Here is a 14,999-nt window from a genome sequence, read left to right as displayed (position 1 = left end):
ACGGCGGTGCGGTGCGGCACGCCTGCCCACACGGCGGTGCGGTGCGGCACGCCTGCCCACACGGCGGTGCGGTGCGGCACGCCTGCCCACACGGCCGCGTGAATGGCACGCCCGCCCACGCGTCGCGGGGTACGGCACGCCCGCACACACGGCCGTGGGAACGGCCGACCGGCCCCGCACGGCGGCGGAGGCGGGGCCCGTAGAATCGGGGAACCATGGCCTACCTCGATCACGCCGCGACCACCCCGATGCTGCCGGAGGCGGCAGCCGCGATGACCGCCCAGTTCGGCATCACCGGAAACGCCTCCGCGCTCCACGCCGCCGGCCGCATGGCGCGGCGGACCGTCGAGGAGGGCCGCGAGGCCCTCGCCGAGGCGCTCGGCGCGCGCCCGAGCGAGGTGGTCTTCACCGCCGGCGGCACCGAGGCCGACAACCTCGCAGTCAAGGGCCTGTACTGGGCCCGCCGGGACGCCGACCCGTCCCGGACCCGGATCCTGGCCAGCCCGGTCGAGCACCACGCCGTCCTCGACGCCGTGCACTGGCTCGCCGAGCACGAGGGCGCGACCGTCGAGTACCTGCCCGTCGACCCCCACGGCCGCGTGCACCCCGACGCCCTGCGCGCCGCGATCGAGCGGAACCCCGACGACCTCGCGATGGCCACCGTCATGTGGGCCAACAACGAGATCGGCACCGTGATGCCGGTCGCCGGACTCGCCGCCGTCTGCGCCGAGTTCGGCATCCCCCTGCACTCCGACGCGGTCCAGGCCGTCGGCCAGCTCGACGTCCGCTTCGGCGACTCCGGCCTCGCCGCCATGACCGTCAGCGGCCACAAGATCGGCGGCCCGTACGGCATCGGTGCCCTGCTGCTCGGCCGCGACCAGACCCCCGTGCCCGTACTGCACGGAGGCGGGCAGGAGCGGCACGTCCGCTCCGGCACCCTCGACGTCCCCGCCATCGCCGCCTTCGCGGTCGCCGCGGGGCTCGCCGTCGAACGGCGCGAGCGGTTCGCCGCGGAGATCGGCGCCCTGCGCGACGAGCTGATCGCCGCCGTGCGCGCCGCCGTCCCCGACGCCGTCCTCGGCGGCGACCCGGACGACCGGCTCCCGGCCAACGCCCACTTCAGCTTCCCCGGCTGCGAGGGCGACTCCCTGCTGCTGCTCCTCGACGCCCAGGGCATCGCCTGCTCCACCGGCTCCGCCTGCACCGCCGGCATCGCCCAGCCCAGCCACGTCCTGCTCGCCACCGGCACCGACCCCGACCTGGCGCGCGGCACGCTCCGCTTCTCCCTCGGCCACACCTCGACCAAGGAGGACGTGGCCGCCCTGGCCGCCGCCATCGGCCCGGCCGTCGAACGCGCCCGCACCGCCGGACTCAGCTAGGCCCTCTCTTCCGGATCTTGCTCCCCCAGCTACCGCTGGGAGGTACCCCCAGGCCCGCGCAGCCCGGCACGGGCCTCTCCGGCAAGATCCGAAAGAGAGGGCCTGGGGAGCCGGGGCCGTACGACGTCACGGGAGCTCGGACGCGTCCACGGACTCGGCCTCGGCCGGGGTCTTCGCCGGCACCGGCGTGCCGTACTCGGAGAAGGTGGCCTCGGCCTTCCTGCCCTCCTCGCGTGCCTCCACCCGGAGCAGGTACGGCGCGCCCTCTGTGGCCACGTAGTACGTGACCGTCTCACTGCCGGAGCTGCTGCTCGCCTTGATCGCGGGCTTGCCGTCGACCTCTGCCTCGCCGCCCTTCTTCGCCGGTCCGGGCGGCTTCCACGCCTCCTCGTCGGACCAGTGGTTCAGGTCGCAGAAATCCGTGAGGTCGCTCAGCACCGGGTTGTCCGTGGTGCTGTGGATCCAGCGGCCGTTGACCACCTTGGCGGCGTCCTTCCCGGTCTGCCCGGGCAGGACGCCCTGCAGGAACTTCGCGTCCGGCTTCATCCACACGTCCCCGCCCCGTTTGATGACCTCCGCGCTTCCCGGAATCCCGGGGGAGCTGATCCTGCCCGCGCAGTTGCCGTCCACGTCGAGGCGGAGGTCCATCACGCCTCTCCCCGCCGCCTCCGTCGCGTTCGCCACCATCCGCAGCGACTTGGCCTCGGCGAGCGTCTGCCGGCCCTTCTCGATGATCACCTGAGGGGGATCGTCCTCGATCCCGTTCCCGTACGGGGCTGCGAAGCCCACCAGCAGGGCGCCCACGCCCAGCGCCACTCCCGCGAACCCGGACATCGCCTCACCCCTGCCTCACTGCAGGTTGGACAGTTCGACCGATTCGGCCTTCGACGGGGTCTTCGCCGGTACGGGCTTGTCGTACTCGGTGAAGGTGGCCTTGCCCTGCTGGCCGGCCTTCCGCCCCTCCACCTGGAGCAGGTACGGAGTGCCTTCCGTGGCCACGTAGTACGTGGTCGACTCGGCCCCGGTGCGGCTCGTCGCCGTGATCGCGGGCTTGCCGTCGACCTCCGTCTTGCCGCCCTTCTCCGCGTTGGCGGTGCGGGGCTTGGACGCGTACTGCTTCTGGAAGGCGGACAGGTCGCAGACCTCCGCGAAATCGCCCAGCATCGGGTTGCCGGCGCTGCCGTGGATCCAGCGGCCGTTGATCACCTCGGCGGCATCCTGCCCGGCCGGGCCCGGCATCTGGGCCTGCAGGAACTTCGCGTCCGGCTTCAGCCATACGTCCTGGCCCCGCTTGACGATCTCCGCGCGGCCGGCGTTCCCGGGCGGGGTGACGCTGCCCGTGCAGTTGCCGTCCACGTCGAAGTGGAGGTCCAGCGTGGTGGTCCCGGACACTTCCACGACCTTTGCCAGCATCCGCACCGACTTGGCCTTGGCGAGCGTCTGCGTGCCCTTCTCGATGATCACCCGAGGGGGATCGTCCTCGATCCCGTTCCCGTACGGGGCTGCGAAGCCCACCAGCAGGGCGCCCACACCCAGCGCCACTCCCGCGAACCCGGACATCGCCTCACCTCCGACAGGGAGCAGGCCACACGTTCAGCCTAGGCCGGAGGAGGGGAGCCCGCAGGGTCGGACGGGCGCGCCCGGCTCAGTGGGAGCCGTTCCGGTCGACCTCGGCCCGCACCAGCCGTATGTAGCGGTCCCAGTCCCAGTGCGGGCCCGGGTCGGTGTGGTCGGCCCCGGGAACCTCGCTGTGGCCCAGGATGTGCTTCCGGTCCGGGCGGATCCCGTACTGCCTGCAGATCCGCGCGGCCAGCCGCGCCGAGGACTCGTACATCTCGGCCGTGAAGTCCTTGGGCCGGTCCACGAACCCGACGTGCTCTATGCCGATGCTCCGCTCGTTCATCGAGCGGTTCCCCGCGTGGTACGCCACGTCCAGCTCGCGCACCATCTGCTCGATGTGACCGTCCTGCCGCACGATGTAGTGCGCGGACGCCTTGTGGAAGGGGTTCTTGAACGCGTCCACCGAGGACTTGAAGCCGCCCTGCGTGACGTGCACCACGATCCGGTCCACCCGGTAGTCGTCCGGCCGGTCCGCGAGCCGCCAGTTCGCCGGGGAGGCGCCCGTCCAGTTCGCCCCCGGCTGGTCCAGCTCGCCCTCCTTGCGGGGCTTGGACACCCCCGGCAGCAACCAGTACCCGCGCTCTATCTCCTCCCGGCCGGCCACCGCGGCCGCCGCGAGCACACCGAGCCCGCCCAGCAGCACGACCCGCCTGGTCCTCATGACCCTCACCCCCCTGCGACGGAATAACGCACCGTGGCCGCGCCCGGTTCCCGCGTACCCTGGACGGGCTATGACTGACACCCTGCCGCGCACCGCCCGCCCACTCCGCGTCCTGGCCGCCATGTCCGGCGGCGTGGACTCCGCCGTCGCCGCCGCCCGCGCGGTCGAAGCCGGGCACGACGTGACCGGCGTACACCTGGCGCTCTCCGCGAACCCGCAGTCCTTCCGGACCGGCGCCCGCGGCTGCTGCACGATCGAGGACTCCCGCGACGCCCGCCGCGCCGCCGACGTCATCGGCATCCCCTTCTACTGCTGGGACCTCGCCGAGCGGTTCCGCGAGGACGTGGTCGAGGACTTCATCGCCGAGTACGAGGCCGGCCGCACCCCGAACCCGTGCCTGCGCTGCAACGAGAAGATCAAGTTCGCGGCGCTGCTGGACAAGGCCCTCGCCCTGGGCTTCGACGCGGTCTGCACCGGCCACTACGCGACGGTCGTGGTGAACGAGGACGGCTCGCGGGAACTGCACCGCGCCTCCGACATGGCCAAGGACCAGTCCTACGTGCTCGGCGTGCTCGACGAGAAGCAGCTCGCCCACGCGCTCTTCCCGCTCGGCGACACGATCACCACCAAGGAGGAGATCCGCGCCGAGGCGGAGGCCCGCGGCCTGGCCGTGGCGAAGAAGCCCGACAGCCACGACATCTGCTTCATCGCCGACGGCGACACCCAGGGCTTCCTGGCCAAGCGGCTGGGCAAGGCGGAGGGCGACATCGTCGACGAGGCCGGCAACCGGCTCGGCTCGCACGACGGCGCGTACGGCTTCACCATCGGCCAGCGCAAGGGCCTGCGCATCGGGCACCCGGCGCCCGACGGCAAGCCGCGCTACGTCCTGGACATCTCCCCGGTGAACAACACCGTCACGGTCGGCCCGGCCGAATCCCTCGACGTCGGCGCCCTGACCGCGATCAAGCCGCGCTGGTGCGGCACCGCCCCCGCCGACGGGCCGGCGCGCTACACGGCGCAGCTGCGCGCCCACGGCGGCGAGACCGAGGTCTCCGCGGAGCTGGTGGACGGCGAGCTGCGGGTCGCCTTCGACGAGCCGGTCCGGGGCGTCGCCCCCGGCCAGGCGATCGTCCTCTACGACGGCACCCGCGTGGTCGGCTCCGCCACCATCGCCTCGACCACCCGGGCCGGCGCCGCCACGACGGTCTGACGTCCGGCCCGGCGGCCCGTCCCCGTCAGGCGACCGACAGGACGATCTTGCCGGTGGTGCGGCCGCGCTCGCCGAGCTCGTGGGCCTTCGCGGCCTCGGACAGCGGGAGCACCGTGTCGACCACCGGCCTCAGCTCGCCGCGCTCCACCAGGGCGGCGATCTCGCGCAGGCCCAGGTGGTCCGGCTCGACCAGGACGAACTGCGCCCGCACGCCTTCGGGCGCCGCGGCCGGGACGTCGTCCGGGCCGGGCAGGGTGATCAGCCGGCCGCCGGGGCGGAGCACCTTCAGGGAGCGCTCGCCGGTCTCCCCGCCGAGAGCGTCCAGCACCACGTCGACGTCGGAGACGACGTCCTCGAAGCGCACCTCGCGGTAGTCGACCACCTCGTCGGCGCCCAGCTCCCGCACCAGGTCGTGCTTGGCGGCGCTGGCCGTGCCGATCACGTACGCGCCGCGGGCCTTGGCGATCTGCACCGCGAAGTGGCCGACGCCGCCGGCCGCCGCGTGCACCAGCACCCGCTCGCCGGGGCGCACGTCCGCCGCGTCCACCAGGGCCTGCCAGGCGGTCAGTGCGGCCAGCGGCAGTGCCGCCGCCTCCGCGTGGGTCAGGCCGGCCGGCTTCGGGGCCAGGTGCCGGGCCGGGGACACCACGTACTCGGCGTACCCGCCGGCCTGGCGCGGGAACAGCGGCATCCCGTAGACCTCGTCACCGGGACGGAAGATCCCGACGCCGGGACCGACGGCCTCGACCGTGCCGGACACGTCCCAGCCGACCGCCGGTACGGCGCCCCACTCGATGAGGTGCCCGCCGGCGCGGGTCTTCCAGTCCACCGGGTTCACGCCGGCCGCGTGCACCCGGACCAGGACCTCGTTCAGTCCCGGCTCCGGACGCTCGACCTCGCGCTCGACCAGGGTCTCGGGTCCGCCCCACTGCTCCACGACCACTGCACGCATGATGTCCGCCTCGTTCCGTTCCGTCTGGTTCCGCGCCGGCTGTTTCCCGGCGACGCAGTCCACGATCCGGTAGCCCGGCGGCCCATGGTGTTGGCCGTTTGGCCACTATGTGACAGGATCTGGCCATGAGCGAAACGCGCCATCCATCCGGTCTGTCCGATTCGTCGGCCCCGTCCGGGCCGCACCGGATCGCGGTGCTCGCCCTGCCCGGGGTGCCCCCCTTCGAGCTCGGCATCCCCTCCCGGGTGTTCGGCTGCGCCGTGGACGACGGAGGCCGCCCGCTGTACGAGGTCACCGTCTGCACCGCCGACGGCGCCCCCGTGCTCAGCGACGCCGGCTTCACCGTGCAGCCCGCGGCCGGCCCGGAGGCCATGGCCGCCGCCGACACCGTGATCCTCCCGCCCACCCACGCCATGCCCGAGCTGGGCCACGGCGGCCCGCTGCCCCCCGAGGTCACCGCCGCCATCGCCGGCATCCACCCCGGCACCCGCCTGGTGTCCATCTGCACCGGGTCCTACGTGCTGGCCGCGGCCGGACTGCTCGACGGACGTCCGGCCACCACCCACTGGAACCTCGCCCCCGAGTTCCGCCGTGCCTATCCCCGGGTGAAGGTCGACGAGGACGTCCTCTTCGTCGACGACGGCGACGTCCTGACCTCCGCGGGCGTGGCCGCCGGCGTCGACCTGTGCCTGCACATGATCCGCCGCGACCACGGCGCGGCCGTCGCCAACCGGGCCGCGCGGATGTGCGTCGTACCGCCCTGGCGGGACGGCGGGCAGGCGCAGTACATCGACCGCCCGGTCCCCGAACCCACCGTCGCCGACACCACCGCCACCCGGGCCTGGGCCCTGGAGCACCTCGGCGAACCGCTGTCCCTCACGCAGCTCGCCGAGCACGCCCGGATGAGCCTGCGCTCCTTCACCCGGAGGTTCCGCGACGAGGTCGGCATGACCCCGGTGCAGTGGCTCACCGCCCAACGACTGGAACTGGCAAAACAGTTGCTGGAAACCACCGACCTGCCGATCGACCTGGTCGCGCACCGGGCCGGCTTCGGATCCGCAAACTCCCTGCGTGCGCACATGAGGACCGCCATCGGAGTCTCCCCGGCCGCTTACCGCCGCACCTTCAGCCCCAACAACCTTGCTGTGACGCATGGTTGATCACGCGTCAGCCCCCGGGTGATACTGCGGGCTCCACGGAGCGAGATCCGCTCCACGGGCGATCGCCTCATTTCCAGGGGGGAATTGACGTGCGCACACATCGCAGCCGACGGAAGGGGGTGGCCGCGTTAGCGGTCACCGCCGCCATCGCCCTCGGGGCGGGTCTGACCACACCCGCCTCAGCCGTACCCGCACCCACGCCCTTCGGCGCAGGACAGCAGCAACAGCCCGGCCCGAAGGGCCTCACCCACCTCACCCTGATCACCGGCGACCGGGTCACCGTCGACGCGCAGGGCCGGCCCGCCGGCTTCCGGCCCGCCAAGGGCCGCGAGAAGATACCCGTCTCGGTCCAGCGGGCCCACGGCCGCACCAGCGTCGTGCCGTACGACGCGCAGCGCCTGATCGACGAGGGCAGGCTCGACCCCCGCCTCTTCGACATCACCGAGCTCAGCCGCGCCGAATACCGCAGGTCCCGCGGCGACCGCCTCCAGGTGATCGTCCGCTACGAGGGCGGCTCCGCCCCGGCGGCCCGGTCCGCCCTGCGCTCCGCGGGCGGGCTCCAGGTGAACCGTACGTACGCCTTCCTCGGCGCCGAGGCGATCAGCGCCACGCCCGACCGGGCCGCCGCCCTCTGGGACGCCCTCACCGACCGGCGCACCGGCGACCGGCGCACGGCCGCCCCCGGGATCGCCACCGTCTGGCTGGACGGCATCCGCACGGCGAACCTGGACAAGAGCACCCGGCAGATCGGCGCCGACAAGGCCTGGGCCGCCGGATACGACGGCACCGGCGTGACCATCGCCGTCCTGGACAGCGGCGTCGACGCCACCCACCCCGACCTGTCCGGCGGCAAGGTCCTCGCCGAGCGGAACTTCTCCGAAGCCGCCGACGCCAAGGACCGCGTCGGCCACGGCACCCACGTCGCCTCCATCGCGGCCGGTACGGGCGCCAAGTCGGGCGGAAAGCTCAAGGGCGTCGCCCCGGGCGCCAAGCTGCTCAGCGGCAAGGTCCTCGACGACACCGGCTCCGGCCCCGACTCCGGCATCATCGCCGGCATGGAATGGGCCGTCGCCCAGGGCGCCCAGGTCGTCAACCTCAGCCTCGGCGGCTACGACACCCCCGCGATCGACCCGCTCGAGGCGGCCGTCAACAAGCTCTCCGCCGACAAGGGCGTGCTCTTCGCCATCTCCGCCGGCAACTCGGGCGAGTTCGGCTCCGGCACCATCGGCTCGCCGGGCAGCGCCGACGCCGCCCTCACCGTCGGCGCCGTCGACGACGACGACGCCCTCGCCGCCTTCTCCAGCACCGGACCGCGCACCGGCGACGGCGCCATCAAGCCGGACGTCACCGCCCCCGGTGTGGACACCACCGCGGCGGCCGCCCCCGGCAGCCTCATCGAGCGCCAGGTCGGCCAGAACCCGCCCGGCTACCTCAGCATCTCCGGCACCTCGATGGCCGCCCCGCACGCCGCCGGCGCCGCCGCCCTGCTCAAGCAGCAGCACCCGAAGTGGACCGGCGGTCAGCTCAAGGGCGTCCTCACCGCCTCCGCCAAGCCCGGCGCGTACGGCCCCTTCCAGCAGGGCAGCGGCCGTATCGCCGTCGACCGGGCGCTCGGCCAGGGCGTGATCGCCGAACCGGTCTCCCTCACCTTCGCCGGACAGCCGTGGCCGCACCACGACGACACGCCCGAGCGGAAGCAGGTCACCTACCGCAACCTGGGCACCGCCCCGGTCACCCTGGACCTCGCCGTCACCGCCACCGGCCCCGACGGCAAGCCCGCCCCGGCCGGGTTCCTCGCCTTCGACAAGGCCAGGCTGACCGTCCCCGCGGGCGGTACCGCCTCCGCCGGGCTCACCCTGAACACCCGGCTCGGCTCCGCCGACGGCACCTACACGGCGCACGCGGTCGCCACCGGCCCCGGCGGGCAGACCGTCCGCACGGCCGTCGCAGCCGAACGCGAGGTCGAGTCCTACAACCTGACCGTCAGGCACCTCGGCCGCGACGGCAAGCCGGCCAAGAGCTACAGCACCGCCGTCCAGGGCCTCACCGGCCCGGCCGCCGGGAAGCGGTTCTCCCGGTACGAGGAGGACGGCTCCGAGACCGTCCGCGTGCCCAAGGGCGGCTACCTGCTCAACGGGAGCGTCCTGGCCGACCCGCAGGACTTCGCCAAGGGCGTCGACTGGATCTCCCGGCCCCGCCTCGACGTCACCCGCGACACCACGGTGACCCTGGACGCGCGCACCGCCAGGCCGGTCGACATCACGGTGCCCTCCCGCACCGCTGTCCCCACCTTCGCGGCACCCAGCTACACCGCCCGCAGCGGCGGCGAGGAGATCATCTTCGGCTGGTGGCTGGACTCCTACGGCGCCCTGCGCACCGCGCACCAGGGGCCCGACGCGGCACCCGGCACCGAGTTCTTCCAGCAGTGGGACGCGCACTGGGCGGACGGGGCGAACGACGAGTACCACGCCGCGCTCGGCGGCCCGGTCAAGCGCCTCGCCACCGGCTACACCCGGCACCTGAAGGCGACCGAACTGGCCGAGGTCTCGGCCGAGGTGGGCGCCTCCGTCCCCGGCAAGAAGGGCCTGGCCGTCACCTTCGGCCTGCTGCCCGGCCAGACCAACGCCAGCGGCTTCTCCCTTCCGAGGCCCGCGCCCACCACGGTGAAGCTCCACCTGTCCGCGGTGGACGGGGTCAACTGGGACATGTTCGCCCAGCAGTCCGCCGGCCAGGACGAGAACGGCTTCCCGCTCGACGAGACGATCTACGTCTTCGACGGTCCGAAGCCCTACCAGGCCGGGAAGAAGTACCGCGAGCGGTTCAACACCGGGGTCTTCGGCCCGCGGGTGGACACCTCGGCCGGACGCGGCCTCTACCGCAAGGGCGACGAGCTGTGGGGCACCGTACCGCTGCTCGCGGACGGCTCGGGCCACGACGGCGTCGACCTCCTCGCCAAGGGCAAGACCGTGCTCTACCGCAACGGCGTGGTCGTCGGCAGCACCGACGAGGAGCTCCGCAGCAGCGGACGCTTCGAGGTGCCCGCCGGTGACGCCTCGTACAAGCTGGTCAGCCAGGCCACCCAGCCCGAGTCGGTCCAGCGCACCTCGGCCAGGGTGACCGCCACCTGGTGGTTCCGCTCGGCGGCCACGCCCGCGGAGGGGGACCCGGCACGGATCCCCGCCTCGGTGGTCCGGTTCACTCCCGAGCTGTCCCTGACGGGCACCTCCCCGGCCGGCCGCACGGTCCGCGTCCCGGTCACCGTCCAGGGCGCCGCGGCCGGCAAGGCCCTGAAGTCCCTGACGGTGTCGGTCTCCTACGACGACGGCTACACCTGGCGGGAACTGCCGGTGCAGGGCGGCGCGGTCCAGGTCAAGAACCCGGCGAAGGGCGGCCACGTGTCCCTGCGCGGCACCGTCGTCGACACCGGCGGCAACAAGTCCGAAGTCGCCGTCACCCGCGCGTACTTCGCAGGCTGACGTACGTCGGTCCGGCATGACCCCGGAGGTAATCGCCTCCGGGGCCGTGCCCCGGGCACCATCGGTCCATGACCGCATACGCGATGGGCGTCATCCGCCCCGAGACCATGAACGAGGACATCCTCCGCTACATCGAGGAGATCCAGTCCACCATGAACCCCTTCGGCGGCCGCTTCCTCGTGCACGGCACCCGGCCCGAGGTCCTGGAGGGCACCTTTCCCTCCCAGGTCGTCGTCATCGCCTTCCCGGACATCGAGACGGCCCGCGCCTGGTACGCCTCGGACGCCTACCAGGCCATCATCCCGCTCCGCGCCCGCCACATGGACGGCGAGATCCTGCTGCTCGACGGCGTCCCGCCGGGCTATGACGCCACCAAGACCGCGGCCGCCCTCCGGGACGCGGCGGGCCTGTAGACGTCCGCCCCGGTGACCCGCGCCCCAGCCGGGCCCGGACGGCTGCCGGGGCGGGGGCGGCGGAGTGCGAGCATGGGCCCATGCCTACTCACCTGATCACCGGCGCCGGCTCCGGCATCGGCGCCGCCGTCGCCGCCCGCCTGCACGCCCGCGGCGACGAGCTCATCCTGCTGGCCCGCGACGCCGCCCGCGGCAAGGAGCTCACCGCCCGCTACCCGGGATCGCGGGCGCTGGTCGCCGACCTCGCCGACCCCGACCGGATCTCCTGGGCCTTCTCCCACCAGGCGCTCCCCGACCGGCTCGACTCCCTGCTGCACATCGCCGGGATCGTGGACCTCGGGCCCGTCGGCGAGCTGCGCCCGAAGACCTGGCACCAGCAGCTCAACGTGAACCTGATCGCGCCCGCCGAGATCACCCGGCTGCTGCTGCCCTCGCTGCGGGCCGGCCACGGACAGGTCGTCTTCGTGAACTCCGGGGCCGGCCTCGCCGCCCACCCCGACTGGAGCGCGTACGCCGCCTCCAAGCACGGGCTGAAGGCCCTCGCCGACTCGCTGCGGGGCGAGGAGAGGAAGAACGGCGTGCGCGTCACCTCCGTCTACCCGGGCCGCACCGCCACCCCGATGCAGGCCAAGGTGCACTCCCAGGAGGGCAAGGAGTACGACCCGGAGGCGTGGATCGACCCGGAGTCCGTGGCCACCACCATCGTGATGGCGGTCGACCTGCCGCGCGACGCCGAGGTCAACGACCTGACCGTGCGGCCGGGGCGATGAGCGCGACGCACGCCACGGGCGGCGCCACCGGTGTCGGGTCGATGCCCGGCGGCGACGCCCGCGAGGCCGCCAAGACGGTCACCGGCACCTTCGAGGACTTCGTCCACCTGCCCGAGCTGCCCGCCCGCGGCCCCGGCTCCGACATGATCGGCCGCTCCCTCGGCCTGCTCGTCGACCTGTACGCGCACGTCGAGCCCAGCGGCTGGCGGATCAGCGACCGCCCCGGCCGGGACACCCGGCGGGCCCGGTCCTGGCTCGGCGAGGACCTCGACGCGCTGGAGGAGTTCACCCAGGACTACCGGGGCCGGCTGAAGGTGCAGGCCGTCGGGCCGTGGACGCTCGCCGCCGCACTGGAGCTGCGCGGCGGCGAGGCGCTGCTGCAGGACGCGGGCGCCTGCCGGGACCTCGCCGGGTCCCTGGCGGAGGGGCTCCGCAACCACCTGGCCGACGTACGCAAGCGGATCCCCGGTGCCGAGATCGTGCTGCAGTTCGACGAGCCCTCGCTCACCTCCGTGCTGCAGGGACGGGTGCGCTCCGCGAGCGGCTACCGCACCTACCGGGCCGTGGACCGGCAGGTGGTCGAGGGCGCGCTCCGGGACCTCTTCGCCGTCCACGACGGGGACGTCACCGTCCACTCCTGCGCGCCCGAGGTGCCCTTCGCGCTGCTGCGGCGGGCCGGCGCGACAGGGGTGTCGTTCGATTTCTCGCTGCTCACCGAGCGCGAGGACGACGCCATCGGCGAGTCGGTGGAGGCCGGCCTGAAACTCTTCACCGGAGTGGTGCCGGGCACCGACGCTCCGTTGTCAGACCCTGCCGGTAGCGTCATGGGTGTCAGGAAGCTTTGGCGCAGGCTGGGGCTGGCTCCGGGGACTCTCGCCGAGTCCGTCGTGGTCACCCCCTCGTGCGGTCTGGCGGGCGCCTCGCCCGGCTATGCCCGTGCGGCTCTGGCCCACTGCGTCAGGGCGGCGAGGTCGCTCGCCGACAACCCTGAGTGACGGACCCACGGGAGGACACGGCATGGCAGCCGAACAGCAGGAGACGGTACCGGCGGAGGTGCGCGAGCAGCACCAGTTGCTGGCCGAGCAGGTCGAGGAGCACCGCTTCCGGTACTACGTGAAGGACCAGCCGGTCGTCAGCGACGCCGAGTTCGACAAGCTGCTGCGCTCCCTGGAGGCACTGGAGGAGCAGTACCCGGAGCTGCGCACGCCCGACTCGCCCACCCAGAAGGTGGCCGGGTCGTACGCGACGGACTTCGCCTCCGTCGAGCACCGCGAGCGCATGATGTCCCTGGACAACGCCTTCGACGACGAGGAGCTCTCGGCCTGGGCCGACCGGGTCGCCCGGGACGTGGGCTCCTCGGAGTACCACTACCTGTGCGAGCTCAAGGTGGACGGCCTGGCCGTCAACCTCACGTACGAGAACGGCAGGCTCACCCGGGCCGCCACCCGCGGCGACGGCCGCACCGGCGAGGACATCACGCCGAACGTGCGCACGATCGGGGAGATCCCGGCCCGCCTCAAGGGCGACCGGGTCCCGGAGCTGGTGGAGATCCGCGGCGAGGTCTTCTTCCCGATGGAGAAGTTCGAAGAGCTCAACGCCCGGCTGGTCGAGGCGGGGGACAAGCCCTTCGCCAACCCGCGCAACGCCGCGGCCGGCTCGCTGCGCCAGAAGGACCCGAAGGTCACCGCCACCCGCCCGCTGCACATGGTGGTGCACGGCCTCGGCGCACGCGAGGGCTTCGACATCGGCCGCCTCTCCGAGGCCTACGAGCTGCTGCACGAGTGGGGCCTGCCCACCGCCCGGCACAACCGCGTCGTGGGCACCCTGGCGGAAGTCCGCGAGTTCATCGGGCACTTCGGGGAGAACCGGCACTCGGTCGAGCACGAGATCGACGGCGTGGTCGTCAAGCTGGACGAGATCCCGCTGCAGGGCCGGCTGGGCTCCACGGCGCGCGCCCCGCGCTGGGCGATCGCCTGGAAGTACGCGCCCGAGGAGGTCAACACCAAGCTCATCGACATCAAGGTGGGCGTCGGCCGCACCGGCCGGGTCACCCCGTACGCGCAGGTGGAGCCGGTGACGGTGGCCGGCTCCGAGGTGGAGTTCGCCACCCTGCACAACCAGGACGTGGTCAAGGCCAAGGGCGTGCTCATCGGCGACACCGTGGTGCTGCGCAAGGCCGGTGACGTCATCCCCGAGATCCTCGGCCCGGTGGTGGACCTGCGGGACGGCACCGAGCGGGAGTTCGTGATGCCGGCGCAGTGCCCGGAGTGCGACACCCCGCTGCGGCCCATGAAGGAGGGCGACATCGACCTCCGCTGCCCGAACGGGCAGACCTGCCCGGCCCAGCTGCGCGAGCGCGTCTCGTACTTGGCGGGCCGTCAGTGCCTGGACATCGAGAATTTCGGCATGGTCGCGGCTGCCGCGCTCACCGGACCGCTGGAGCCGGCGCAGCCGCCGCTGCTCGACGAGGGTGATCTCTTCGACCTCACCATCGAGCAGCTGCTGCCCATCAAGGCGTACGTCCTCGACCAGGACAGCGGGCTGCCCAAGAGGGACCCGAAGACGGGCGAGGAGAAGATCGTCACGGTCTTCGCCAACCAGAAGGGCGAGCCGAAGAAGAACGCCCTGGCCATGCTGGAGAACATCGCGGCCGCCAAGCAGAGCCCGCTCGCCCGGATCATCAACGCCCTGTCCATTCGGCACGTCGGCCCGGTCGCCTCGGAGGCCCTCGCCCGTGAGTTCCGGTCGATCGAGCGCATCGAACAGGCCACCGAGGAGGAGCTGACGGCGACGGAAGGCGTCGGCGCGATCATCGCTGCCTCGCTCAAGGAGTGGTTCGCCGTCGACTGGCACCGGGAGATCCTGCGCAAGTGGCGGGCCGCCGGCGTGCGGATGGAGGAGGAGGCCACCGGCGAGGAGGAGGGCCCGCGCCCGCTGGAGGGCCTGACGGTGGTGGTCACCGGCACTTTGCAGAACCACACCCGGGACGGTGCCAAGGAGGCCCTGCAGAGCCGGGGCGCGAAGGTGACCGGCTCGGTCTCGAAGAAGACCTCGTTCGTCGTGGTCGGTGAGAACCCGGGTTCGAAGTACGACAAGGCCGTGCAGCTGAAGCTGGCGGTGCTGGACGACGCCGGCTTCGAAGTGCTGCTGTCGGAGGGCCCGGACGCGGCACGGGCGGCGGCCCTCCCGGTGGACGACGCGCCCGCAGCGGAGTAAGACCCCGGAACGGGGAATGGCGAAGGCGAACGGATGCGTGGCGTGCGGCCGTACGGGCGGGCGCACGCCGGGCGCGGATCCGGGTGGCAAACGGCTGGTTGAGGGCTGGTCACAGGCTGGTGACCTGTCGGATCATCGGAGG

12 protein-coding genes are annotated in these 14,999 nt (G+C 72.9%); 8 read left to right on the top strand and 4 right to left on the bottom strand.

Going from position 1 to position 14,999, the window contains the following annotated elements; translation table 11 throughout:
• The first annotated feature begins 215 nt into the window (after window positions 1-215).
• Window positions 216-1,379 carry a cysteine desulfurase family protein gene (locus ACGFQ9_RS29210; RefSeq protein WP_393577871.1) on the top strand — a complete coding sequence of 388 codons (1,164 nt, stop codon included), beginning with the start codon at window positions 216-218 and terminating at the stop codon, window positions 1,377-1,379.
• A 126-nt stretch (window positions 1,380-1,505) separates the two neighbouring features.
• Here the strand turns inward: ACGFQ9_RS29210 and ACGFQ9_RS29205 are convergent, their stop codons facing one another.
• From ACGFQ9_RS29205 to ACGFQ9_RS29195, 3 genes are all read right to left on the bottom strand, one after another.
• The gene (locus ACGFQ9_RS29205; protein ID WP_393577869.1) at window positions 1,506-2,213 is read right to left on the bottom strand and encodes a hypothetical protein; all 708 of its coding nucleotides are present in this window, start codon (window positions 2,211-2,213) and stop codon (window positions 1,506-1,508) included.
• A 15-nt stretch (window positions 2,214-2,228) separates the two neighbouring features.
• The gene (locus tag ACGFQ9_RS29200; protein ID WP_393577868.1) at window positions 2,229-2,939 is read right to left on the bottom strand and encodes a hypothetical protein; all 711 of its coding nucleotides are present in this window, start codon (window positions 2,937-2,939) and stop codon (window positions 2,229-2,231) included.
• 85 nt (window positions 2,940-3,024) lie between these two features.
• Window positions 3,025-3,660, bottom strand: a complete 636-nt coding sequence (locus ACGFQ9_RS29195; protein ID WP_393577867.1) for an N-acetylmuramoyl-L-alanine amidase — start codon at window positions 3,658-3,660, stop codon at window positions 3,025-3,027.
• A gap of 70 nt (window positions 3,661-3,730) precedes the next feature.
• On the opposite strand from ACGFQ9_RS29195, the gene mnmA reads away from it, so the two are divergent.
• On the top strand, window positions 3,731-4,870 hold the full coding sequence (gene mnmA, locus ACGFQ9_RS29190; RefSeq protein WP_393577866.1) for a tRNA 2-thiouridine(34) synthase MnmA: 1,140 nt from the start codon (window positions 3,731-3,733) through the stop codon (window positions 4,868-4,870).
• A 25-nt stretch (window positions 4,871-4,895) separates the two neighbouring features.
• On the opposite strand, the gene ACGFQ9_RS29185 is transcribed toward mnmA, so the two are convergent.
• Entirely contained in the window at window positions 4,896-5,822 is a 927-nt protein-coding gene (locus ACGFQ9_RS29185) for an NADP-dependent oxidoreductase (RefSeq protein ID WP_393577865.1), read from the bottom strand.
• Window positions 5,823-5,947: 125 nt separating this feature from the next.
• Between ACGFQ9_RS29185 and ACGFQ9_RS29180 the strand changes: the two genes are divergently transcribed.
• The 6 genes from ACGFQ9_RS29180 to ligA all read left to right on the top strand — a co-directional run bounded on the left by ACGFQ9_RS29180 (window position 5,948) and on the right by ligA (window position 14,857).
• Window positions 5,948-6,982, top strand: coding sequence for a GlxA family transcriptional regulator (locus ACGFQ9_RS29180; RefSeq protein ID WP_393577863.1), 1,035 nt, complete (start codon window positions 5,948-5,950; stop codon window positions 6,980-6,982).
• Between the two features lie 89 nt (window positions 6,983-7,071).
• The gene (locus ACGFQ9_RS29175) at window positions 7,072-10,458 is read left to right on the top strand and encodes a S8 family serine peptidase (RefSeq protein ID WP_393577861.1); all 3,387 of its coding nucleotides are present in this window, start codon (window positions 7,072-7,074) and stop codon (window positions 10,456-10,458) included.
• 68 nt (window positions 10,459-10,526) lie between these two features.
• Complete coding sequence (locus tag ACGFQ9_RS29170; RefSeq protein ID WP_393577859.1) at window positions 10,527-10,871, top strand: DUF1330 domain-containing protein; 345 nt, start codon at window positions 10,527-10,529, stop codon at window positions 10,869-10,871.
• An 80-nt stretch (window positions 10,872-10,951) separates the two neighbouring features.
• Window positions 10,952-11,641 carry an SDR family oxidoreductase gene (locus ACGFQ9_RS29165; protein ID WP_393577858.1) on the top strand — a complete coding sequence of 230 codons (690 nt, stop codon included), beginning with the start codon at window positions 10,952-10,954 and terminating at the stop codon, window positions 11,639-11,641.
• The gene (locus tag ACGFQ9_RS29160) at window positions 11,638-12,636 is read left to right on the top strand and encodes a methionine synthase (protein WP_393577857.1); all 999 of its coding nucleotides are present in this window, start codon (window positions 11,638-11,640) and stop codon (window positions 12,634-12,636) included. Before ACGFQ9_RS29165 ends, ACGFQ9_RS29160 begins: the two co-directional genes overlap by 4 nt.
• Window positions 12,637-12,658: 22 nt before the next feature.
• Complete coding sequence (ligA, locus tag ACGFQ9_RS29155; protein WP_393577855.1) at window positions 12,659-14,857, top strand: NAD-dependent DNA ligase LigA; 2,199 nt, start codon at window positions 12,659-12,661, stop codon at window positions 14,855-14,857.
• Window positions 14,858-14,999: the final 142 nt, after the last annotated feature.

The organism is Streptomyces sp. NPDC048603 (genome assembly GCF_043199475.1).
GTDB lineage: Bacteria > Actinomycetota > Actinomycetes > Streptomycetales > Streptomycetaceae > Streptomyces.
The sequence above is the reverse complement of the archived record's forward strand: the minus strand, read 5'-3'. Positions and strand labels throughout refer to the sequence as shown.